Below are 10,465 nucleotides of genomic sequence, written 5' to 3'. Positions count from 1 at the left end.
TTATACTTTTGAATTATCAGCACAACACAAGGATCATATACATCGAAATGTTCATCAAGTTTAGGAAATACTAAATCAAGGCTCTCTCGATAATGCACTTTAGCCTTTGTTAGCGAGGTTAACTGTACTTCATAATAACGGTCCAACTGCATCAACTCATCATACACCTCTTGCTTCTTGACATTCATATCGATATCCAACATATAGTACGCTTTAGCGATGTACATTGGATCCAGTTTATCAGTTTTTGCAGCTCGCAGATCTAACTTACGAACCTTTGCAGACTGTAGTGGACTAATCATAATAAACTTCTTGTTCTTTTGTTCTAAAAAGTGTTGAATTACTTTGTGATACACCCCAGTAGATTCAAAAATAAACATCACATCATGACCACTGTTTTCTTTGAGCTCATTGTAGCGGTCCATAAGAACCTCAAATCCTTCTTTGTTATGCTCAAAGGAAAATGTTTTTCCATATTCCTTACCCAATTTAAAAAATGATCGCACATGACTTTTTCCTTTTGATACATCTATTGCTATACATGGTAATTTCATTTTGTTGCCTCCTTTCCATGCTTGTGAGCCTTAAGTTTCCTTCTCTTGTACACGGTGCCTATTTTCGTTTTTCATACAGGATACGTTCCTCATTAGTTCTAAGCAGGCTTTCATGATTAAGAAAGGGATGAGAACGTTTTTTTTAACGAGCTCAATGACCCCAAAGACGCCCCGTTCTTCATACCCTAGAACCTTTTTCTAATCTATGCCTAGAAAAGAAAAAAGCCAAGAGTATCTTACATAACTCTTAGCTCTCATATGCAATATGTGGGAGTGAACCTTAATCAATAGTCTAAGCTATAAAGGTTTTTACGAGATCTAAGTCCCAAATGTGAACACTCCCTAATTGAAGTATATCACATTCTCACGCACATTTACGTAAGTCTAATGTTTTATTAAGATATCTCTTAGCTTTATAATACGAAAAGACATCCGAAGATGTCTTAATATTATTTTGTAATTGTATAAGAGTCAATAATTTGATATGTACTTGTGTACACGGTTACAATCATGCGATCATCTTTTACATCAACTTTTGAAAAGACGGTTGCATCTGGACTCTTTTTCATTGCTCCTGGATTCCAAGATACATCAATCCAAGCACGATTATCATACATATCATATGTTTTCTCTCCACTGTTACGTGAAACCATGTAGATGGTTCCATCTTGTGAAGTTGAAATTTCACTACGATTATCTACCTTTGTATTTGGAGCACTGTTTTTAATTGGATAACTTCTTAAGTAGTTATGATCATGTCCTTGTAGTACTAAACTTACACCACACTCTTCAAATACTGGAACTAAGATCTTTTTAATATTTCCTGATCCTAATCCTGTATCTCCATGACCCAAAGCCCATCTACCACCAAAAGGCCCTTTATGGAAAGATACTACAATAAACTTATCTTTACCATATGTAGAAACTGTATTTCTAATCCAAGTAGCTTGTTTTTCTAATTCTCTTGTACTGTCATAATTAGAATTAATATTTATAAACAATGCATTCCCATATGTATAAGAATAGTTAAGTGCATATCCATTCTCATTCACTGGTGAAAAGATTTGTGGATATAAAGCTTCACTTGTTTTTCCTTCATGATTTCCTAATACTGGCATAAAGGCTCCAGTTGTAAAGCTATTACCAAAGCTTGTTAAGAATCCATCCCAATGTGATTTACTCATCGACTCAACCATATCTCCTGTATGAATATATAAAGCAGCATCTGGTACTAAAGCTTTTGCTTTTCTAGCTGTATTTCCCCAATATGCATTATATTCACTTGATCCACCTTGTGAATCAGAGAAATGTACAAAACTAAAATCTTTTGTATTCGTATCATCTGTTGTAAATGTATATACTTCACTTTCAAACTTTGTCTTTGATCCTGTTTTCGCATTTGTAACAATATTACCAACACGATATTGATATGTTGTATTTGGTTTCAATCCATTTAAACTTACCTTATTCGCATTATAACTTGTTAGATAAATAGATGTCTTTGCAGAGCTACCTCTTGTTTCAATACCTTGAGTAGCTAAATCTTGATCAACTGTCGCATAACGTATATATGGTTCAGCAAAAGTTGAATTACTTTGCCAAGTAAACGTACGGTTATCCGTAGCTTGTTTCACAAATGCATTATTCAAACCAATTGGTTCAAACGTTTCTATTCCACGCTCTGGTGTTTCACCTTCATAGATTTTATATGTATCTACTACACTTCCGTCAACTCGGTATGTCGTAAATGTTAATTCATTGTCATTTGCTTTAATATTTGTATATGTTTTCGCACCTGCTGCTTTTGCTTCGTTTTTATAAGCTGTTGTTTTTGATAACCATGTTCGACCAGAACTTGGATCCGTTTGTTCTGCTCCTGCAACTCCAGGGCTGATATATAACAGACCATCTTTCTTTGCAAATGCACTTCTTTGTGGATAATCCTCTAAAATCATATCATTTTTCACAAGATATGATCTTGCATAATACGTTTCTTTTCCTTGAAGAACTGCATTTACACCTAATTCATCAAAGACTGGTGTCAATTGTTTCTTAATCGTACTTGTTGAAATACTGTTTCCATAAAAACTATCACTCATACTAACTACAATCCATTTACAGTTCTTATTATTTGCTACCGTATTTCTTAACCAAGCGATGTGATTCTTAATATCAGTTGATGAATTCAACGTTGTATTCACATTTAAAATCAACGTATTTCCTACAACTACATAAGAATCTGATGAATCTTTCTGTGCTTTTGTAGCTGAATGATTCAATGCAAAGTACTTATTAGCACTGCTTTTTTGATCCGTATTATGAAGTAATGGAATATCACTATTAAACATATCATAGTAACCATTTAAATAACTCTCACTTGTTCCTGACGCAAGTTTTCCTGTATGGATTATAAAATCAGCACCAGTACGTTCAATAGCTGCATTATATGTATTTACATAATTATTTTGATAACTTGATGTTGAGCGATAATGGGCATTTGATAATGCAACAAAATTCACTTCATCTCCTGTCGTTTTAAATATATATTCTTTTGATATAGAATTATCATTTTTATTCTTTGCATAATATGTATATGCTGTATCCTTCTTCAATCCTTTTATATATGCTACATGATAACTTGTATATGACTCCACCGTAGCTGTAGCAGCAATCTTCTTCTCTTCTGCTTTTGCTCCTGTTGGGTAGTAATAAATATCAACCACTGGCTGAGTATCTTTTCTAGACAGTTTAGCCGTCTTAAAGTTGATTTGAATACTTGTACTACTATCCCCTACATATGTTGTATTCACATTCCCAATGTATAAATCGCTTGCCGCAGAGATTTCATTAGGTACTGTAATAAAACAGATGATACCTATCACCAATGCAATAAAAAGATTCCTTAATTTCTTCATATTCCCTCCTCTTTTCAATTACTCTTTCTAATAAATAAGTCGTCAGTTTATAAAAAAGGTTCATTATCTTTTCAAAATATCCCTTTTAAAAATAAAAAGTAGCATTACATACTTCGTAACCCTACTACTTACACATTCTTATTATCTTAATCCAATCATACTACCTAAAGGAAAGATTAACTTCAACTCTGTCCCTTGTTCTAAAGAAGAAGATATTTCAATTCCAATATACAATTTTTCACATAAGAGTTTACACAAATACAACCCCATACCCGTTGCCTTATTGTAAATTCTTCCATTTTCCCCAGTAAAACCACGTTCAAATACTCTTTCAATATCCCTTGGATCAATGCCAATTCCAGTATCTTTCATATACAATACAGTATTTTCTTTTTCCTTTTTTGTATAAATTTTTATTTCTCCATCCACTCCTGTATATTTAAGAGCATTATCAATCAATTGATTTAATATAAATTCTACCCATTTCGCATCACTAAATATTTTTTCATCAAGATCACATAAATCAATTTTAATATTCTTATATAAAAACGTTTGTTTATGTTTCTTAACAACCTTACGAACAATCTCATCTAGTTGTACTTCTTTCACAACGTAATCTTTTTCAAGACTTGTACTACGTGCATAAAATAATGCTTGTTCCACAAAACTATCAATACGATTTAATTCAGTATCTAAATTACGCATGACTGTACTATCATTATTTGCTACAATCAATTTCCCAGCAGCTAATGGGGTTTTTATTTCATGAACCCATAACTCAATATATTCTTGATATTCCTTTTCACGGATAGTGAAAGCATTGATTGTATCATTTAAATTTTTATTCAAATCCACAAGAACATCATATAGAATACGACCCTCTATAAATCTTGGTTCTTGAATCATTTCATGAATTAAATATTTTTTATCAACCTTTTGTAAGGTTGCATCAAGATTTTGATAAAACCCTACTTTTTGTTTGTATTCAATAAACAAACCTACGATTATGGCAACCCATAATAAAATCGCAAAAAATAAAATTGTATCAAGATTACTTCCACTGGCAACAAAAAACATTGTTTGTATACAGGAAACAAACAACCCTAAAACAAAAACATAAAACTTCTCAAGTAAAAACTTACTAATCTTCATACACGATGTATCCTAATCCTCGTTTTGTCTGTACTAGATCCTGTAATCCAATATAGTCCAATTTTTTTCTAACACGATTAATGTTTACAGTCAAAGCATTGTCATCAACAAAAAGATCTCCATCCCACATATCGTTCATCAGTTCATCACGAGATACAATTTCATTTTTATGACGAAATAAGCAATGTAATATACGAAACTCATTTTTGGTTAACTCAATTGTTTGATCTTGATATTGCAATAAGCTTTTACTCATATCCAAAATAATATCACCAACCATCAGTGATGTCTTCTCTTCATGTTCATAAGCACGGTTTATCAATCGTTCAATACGTGCTAAGAGAATTTGTAAGTTATAAGGTTTCGTTACAAAATCATCAGCCCCTAAATTCATACTCATCAATTCGTCCATTTCACTATCTCTACTTGTCACAACAATAATTGGTAAGTTGGATTGCTTACGAATCTCTCGACAAATATAATAACCATCAACAATTGGTAAATTTAAATCTAACAATAACACATGTGCATGTGCCTCTAATGTTTTCTCTACAGCATGCTTAAAATCCACAACCAAAGTTGTTTCATAGCCATTCTTATTCAAAAATTCTCCCAATTCATTACGAATGTTTTGATCATCTTCAACAATTACAATTTTGTACATAAAGCACCTTCCACAACCATTATATAAGAAAACATAAAGAAAAACTATGCAATAAATTTAAAAAAAGAATGTTTCTTTCGAAACACTCTTTTGCTACATACCTTCGTGCATTGTACGATTTATTACATCATCCTGTTGTTCTTTCGATAGTTTATTAAAATTAACAGCATATCCAGATACACGGATTGTAAGTTGTGGATATTTCTCAGGATGTTTTTGAGCATCCAATAAGGTTTCACGATTAAATACATTTACATTTAAATGGTGACCACCACTTTGTGCATATCCATCAATCATCGTCACTAAGTTATCAACTCTATCTTTCATCATGACCTCCTATTTCTCATCATCTTTCCCCAACGCTTCAGGGATAATCGAGAATGTGTTTGAAATTCCATCTCTAGAATATTCATATGGTAATTTGGCAACCGATTCTAAAGAAGCAACTGCTCCTGTAGTATCTCTACCATGCATTGGGTTTGCACCTGGTGCAAATGGTTCTCCAGCTTTACGTCCATCTGGTGTATTTCCCGTTTTCTTTCCATATACAACATTTGATGTAATCGTAAGGATACTCATTGAAGGAACTCCTCCACGATATGTTCTATGTTCTTTGATCATGTTCATAAATATTTTTACTAGGTTTGCTGCAATTTCATCAACACGGTCGTCGTTGTTTCCATATTTTGGAAAATCTCCTTCTACCGCATAATCTACTGCAATACCATCTTCATCACGAACTACTTTTACTTTTGCATATTTGATTGCAGATAAAGAATCAGCAACTACTGATAATCCAGCAATACCAGTTGCAAAGAATCTTCTTACATCATGGTCATGCAAAGCCATCTCTACTGCTTCATATGAATACTTATCATGCATATAGTGAATAACATTTAAAGTATTTACATACAACTCTGCTAACCAGCTCATCATCTGCGTATACTTTTGGATTACTTCATCATAATCTAAATACTCTGAAGTAATTGGTTCCATTCTTGGTGATACTTGAATCTTTTTCTTTTCATCAACACCACCATTAATAGCATATAGTAAACATTTTGCTAGGTTGGCACGAGCTCCAAAGAATTGCATATCCTTTCCAACTTTCATACAAGATACACAACAAGCAATACAATAATCATCACCCATTTCGACACGCATCAAATCATCATTTTCATATTGAATTGAACTTGTCTCAATCGATATCTTTGCACAATACCGTTTGAAGTTATTTGGCAAGCGTGTAGACCATAAAACCGTTAGGTTTGGTTCTGGTGCTGGCCCTAAATTTACAAGTGTGTGCAACACTCGAAATGAATTCTTTGTAACTAAGGTACGTCCATCTAATCCCATACCTCCAATAGATTCCGTTACCCAAGTTGGGTCACCTGAGAACAATTCATTATAATCTGGTGTTCTCATAAATTTCACTAAACGTAACTTCATAATGAAATGATCCATAAGTTCCTGTGCTTCAACTTCACTGATTACTCCATTATCAATATCTCTTTGAATATAAATATCCAAGAATGTTGATGTACGTCCTAGTGACATAGCAGCTCCATTTTGATCTTTTACAGCTGCTAAATATCCAAAATAAACTGCTTGTACAGCTTCCTGTGCGTTGGTAGCTGGTTCTGAAATATCACATCCATAGATATTTGCTAACTCTTTTAAAGCAGTTAATGCTCTGATTTGTTCGGAAACTTCTTCACGTTCACGGATTCTTTCTTCCGTCATTGAACCTAATAATACTGTATTTAATAAATCCTGTTTATCCTTTATTAAATAATTCACACCATAAAGTGCTACTCGACGATAATCCCCCACGATTCTTCCTCGTCCATATGCATCTGGCAATCCAGTAATGATTCCACATGTACGAGCACGTCGCATTTCTGGTGTATATGCATCAAATACACCTTGGTTATGTGTTTTACGATATTTCGTAAAAATTTCTACTACTTCTGAATCAATTTCATATCCATAAGCTTTTAATGCAGATTCACTCATTCTAATTCCACCAAAAGGTTGTAGTGAACGTTTGAACGGTTTATCTGTTTGAAAACCTACGATTTTCTCTAAGTCTTTATTTAGATATCCAGCTTTGTGAGATGTTAGCGAAGAAACAATTTTTGTATCTGCATCTAATACTCCGCCGGCTTCTCTTTCTTGTTGATTTAAATCGGTTACTTGATCCCACAATTTTTTTGTAGCATCAGTTGGCTTTTCCAAGAAACTTTCATCACCTTCATAAGGCGTATAATTTCTTTGAATAAAATCTCTGGTATCGATTTCTTTATTCCATTTTCCCGCTTTAAATCCTTCCCAGCCTTTGTACATTAATGTTACCTCTTTTCTTCTATAATTTAATGTTTGTATGACTCTTACAAAACCTATTGACTCACGTGAAGATTATAACACATAAGCCCCTCATTGTCATTAATTGGCATATACTTTTCTTTGCTTATATTCCCCGATTTTACAATCGATATATATTTCCAAAATCTCCTCTGGTTGATACCCTGTAACTTTCGAAATCACATGCCCTCGATGGAGTAACAAAATCGTTGGAACGACCTCAATTTCATAAAATTCTGTTATCTTATGATTGCTTTGGTTAATATCCACAACATACACACTTAGCTCATCAAACTTATCTCGCATCTGATTCACAATTGGTGTCATGGTGGTGCAGTTTGCACAACCATCACCACTTACAAGTACCAAACAAAATTCTTCGTTTTCTAGTACTTCTTTAAAATTTTCATTTTTCAACATTTACTTCACTCCTAAAATTTTTTTCACTTCATCTACACTATCCTTTGAAGGTGTTAAAACACCTTTTAAAGGATATTCCATTTGCATGTTCTCATATTTCGATACTCCCAAAGTATGATAAGGAAGTATTTCTATCTTTTCTACATTATGCAAGGTATCTAAAAATGATCGCAATGCATAAAGATCTTGTTTATCATCACTGTATCCAGGGACAAGTACATAACGAATCCATAATGACTTATGATGCTTATCTAGAAAGCTAGCAAAAGCCAATGTATGCTTATTTTCAGCCCCTGTTAAAAGCTTATGTTTTTTAGGATTCATCTGTTTGATATCCAACAAAAATAAATCTGTATATTTCAATAGTTCTTCAAACTTTTGAAGTTCTTTATCATTGTTTTCTTGAAATGTAATTCCAGAGGTATCAATACAAGTATGTAATCCTTCTTTTTTTAACTTCTTAAACAATTCAATTGCAAAATCAATCTGCAAAAGAGGTTCTCCACCACTTAGTGTGACACCACCATCTTTTATATAGTTGTAATATTTCATTATCTGCTCAAATACTTCATCCACACCATACTCTTTTCCCCTGTTTACTTCCCAAGTATCAGGGTTATGGCAATACAAACAACGAAGTGGACAACCTTGCATAAAAACAACAAAACGGACTCCTGGTCCATCTACCGTTCCAAAGCTTTCAAAAGAATGAATACGTGCCAAATCTACCACCTCTTTTTCATATTATAGCACAGCTTTTTTAAATCCTTATAAAATATGACTTGCTTATTTGCCTTTTTATCTAATACCTTTTATACTAATATTATGACAAAACAAATAATCGATGAAAACGGAATGCGAAGGTCTTTAATTCGCATTACTCATGAAATTCTTGAACACAATAAAGGTGTTGAAAAACTCTTGTTAGTTGGTATTGAAACAAGGGGTATTTATTTAGCAGAACGAATCAAAGAGAACATCAAAAAGGTAGAAGGAAAAGATGTTGAATGCATTGCTTTAAATATTTATGCATGGCGTGATGACTTAGATAAAAATACCAATTTACCAAAACTTGATTTAGATATTAAAGATAAGAAAGTCATCCTTGTAGATGATGTCCTTTTTAAAGGTAGAACAGTACGTGCTGCTATGGATGCAATCATGTATTTTGGAAGAGCAAAAGAAATTCAACTTGCTGTACTCGTTGATCGAGGGCATCGTGAACTTCCAATACGTGCTGATTATGTAGGTAAAAACATCCCTAGCTCATTAGATGAAAATATCAAAGTAAAAGTAAAAGAAATTGACGATGAAGATGGCGTCTACATTATGAAATAAGAGGTAGTTATGAACTTTAATAAAGACTATGTATTGAATACAGCAAAAACACTATTATCCATTGATTCGCCAACTGGATATACAAAAGAAGCAATCGCGTATCTAGAAACGCAAATCAAAGAATTTGGTTTTTCTTACAAGAAAAGTGAAAAAGGAAACTTAATGGTTTCATTAACCGGTAAGGATACATCTTATATACTTGGTATCTGTGCACATGTAGATACCTTGGGACTTATGGTACGATCTATTCAAAGTGATGGAACATTAGCACTTACTAATCTTGGTGGGCCTATTATACCAACATTAGACGCAGAGTATTGCAAGATTTATACAAGAGACAATAAAATCTATACTGGAACTATTTTAGCCAATACACCAGCTGCACACGTCTATCCTGACGCTTCTACACAAGAGCGTAAGATTGACAATATGTTAGTAAGAATCGATGAAGTCGTTAAAACCAAAGAAGACGTAGAAGCTCTTGGAATTCAAAATGGTGATTATATCGCCATTGAACCAAAAGTAGAGATCACCAAAAGTGATTTTATCAAATCAAGATTCCTTGATGATAAAATCAGTGTATCACTACTACTAGGTATTTTAGAAAAAATCAAAACGGATGCTATTACTTTACCTTATAATGTAACTTTCATCTTCTCTACTTATGAAGAAGTTGGTCATGGATCTTCTTATATTCCAGAAGATATCAATGCTCTTCTAGCAGTTGATATGGGGTGTATTGGATTAGATCTAGCATGTACAGAGTATGATGTATCCATTTGTGCAAAGGATTCTTCTGGTCCATACGATTATGATATGACAAACGATTTAATTGCTTTAGCAAAACAGAACAAGTTAAACTATGCAGTCGATATCTATCCCTTCTATGGCAGTGATGTAAGTGCTGCCTTGCGTGGAGGCAACAATATCAAAGGAGCATTGATTGGTCCTGGTGTTCATGCCAGCCATGGGATGGAACGAACCCATTATCAAGCCGTAGAAAATACCATGAAATTAGTATTATCTTATATCACAAAACAAACCCCTGATTCATAAAT

Annotated in this window: 8 protein-coding genes and 1 pseudogene; 2 read left to right on the top strand and 7 right to left on the bottom strand. The window is 33.3% G+C overall.

Going from position 1 to position 10,465, the window contains the following annotated elements; all coding sequences use genetic code 11:
• From M2475_RS01060 to pflA, 7 genes and pseudogenes are all read right to left on the bottom strand, one after another.
• A partial coding sequence (locus M2475_RS01060) for a transposase (RefSeq protein ID WP_277489041.1) occupies positions 1–554 on the bottom strand: 554 nt, incomplete at its 3' end.
• A gap of 449 nt (positions 555–1,003) precedes the next feature.
• Positions 1,004–3,469, bottom strand: coding sequence for a metallophosphoesterase family protein (locus M2475_RS01055; protein ID WP_277489040.1), 2,466 nt, complete (start codon positions 3,467–3,469; stop codon positions 1,004–1,006).
• A gap of 141 nt (positions 3,470–3,610) precedes the next feature.
• A complete protein-coding gene (locus tag M2475_RS01050) occupies positions 3,611–4,621 on the bottom strand; it encodes a sensor histidine kinase (protein ID WP_277489038.1) in 1,011 nt (336 codons plus the stop codon).
• A complete protein-coding gene (locus M2475_RS01045) occupies positions 4,611–5,285 on the bottom strand; it encodes a response regulator transcription factor (protein ID WP_277489036.1) in 675 nt (224 codons plus the stop codon). The genes M2475_RS01050 and M2475_RS01045 overlap by 11 nt, the downstream gene beginning before the upstream one ends.
• A gap of 93 nt (positions 5,286–5,378) precedes the next feature.
• A pseudogene (pflB, locus tag M2475_RS01040) lies at positions 5,379–7,631 on the bottom strand (formate C-acetyltransferase).
• 99 nt (positions 7,632–7,730) lie between these two features.
• Complete coding sequence (locus M2475_RS01035; RefSeq protein WP_277489035.1) at positions 7,731–8,069, bottom strand: thioredoxin family protein; 339 nt, start codon at positions 8,067–8,069, stop codon at positions 7,731–7,733.
• Entirely contained in the window at positions 8,070–8,801 is a 732-nt protein-coding gene (pflA, locus tag M2475_RS01030; RefSeq protein WP_277489034.1) for a pyruvate formate-lyase-activating protein, read from the bottom strand.
• 90 nt (positions 8,802–8,891) lie between these two features.
• On the opposite strand from pflA, the gene pyrR reads away from it, so the two are divergent.
• Positions 8,892–9,407 (top strand): bifunctional pyr operon transcriptional regulator/uracil phosphoribosyltransferase PyrR, encoded by a 516-nt coding sequence (gene pyrR / locus M2475_RS01025; protein WP_277489045.1) that lies wholly within the window; start codon positions 8,892–8,894, stop codon positions 9,405–9,407.
• 9 nt (positions 9,408–9,416) lie between these two features.
• A complete protein-coding gene (locus M2475_RS01020) occupies positions 9,417–10,463 on the top strand; it encodes a M42 family metallopeptidase (protein WP_277489033.1) in 1,047 nt (348 codons plus the stop codon).
• Positions 10,464–10,465 lie beyond the last annotated feature (2 nt).

It is taken from the genome of Breznakia sp. PF5-3 (assembly GCF_029504745.1).
GTDB lineage: Bacteria > Bacillota_I > Bacilli_A > Erysipelotrichales > Erysipelotrichaceae > Breznakia.
The sequence above is the reverse complement of the archived record's forward strand: the minus strand, read 5'-3'. Positions and strand labels throughout refer to the sequence as shown.

What these genes read in the sequence shown, in the direction of transcription:
- M2475_RS01055 (WP_277489040.1), bottom strand. Translation starts at nt 3,469, where the DNA reads ATGAAGAAATTAAGGAATCTTTTTATTGCATTGGTGATAGGTATCATC.
- M2475_RS01050 (WP_277489038.1), bottom strand. Translation starts at nt 4,621, where the DNA reads ATGAAGATTAGTAAGTTTTTACTTGAGAAGTTTTATGTTTTTGTTTTA.
- M2475_RS01045 (WP_277489036.1), bottom strand. Translation starts at nt 5,285, where the DNA reads ATGTACAAAATTGTAATTGTTGAAGATGATCAAAACATTCGTAATGAA.
- M2475_RS01035 (WP_277489035.1), bottom strand. Translation starts at nt 8,069, where the DNA reads ATGTTGAAAAATGAAAATTTTAAAGAAGTACTAGAAAACGAAGAATTT.
- M2475_RS01020 (WP_277489033.1), top strand. Translation starts at nt 9,417, where the DNA reads ATGAACTTTAATAAAGACTATGTATTGAATACAGCAAAAACACTATTA.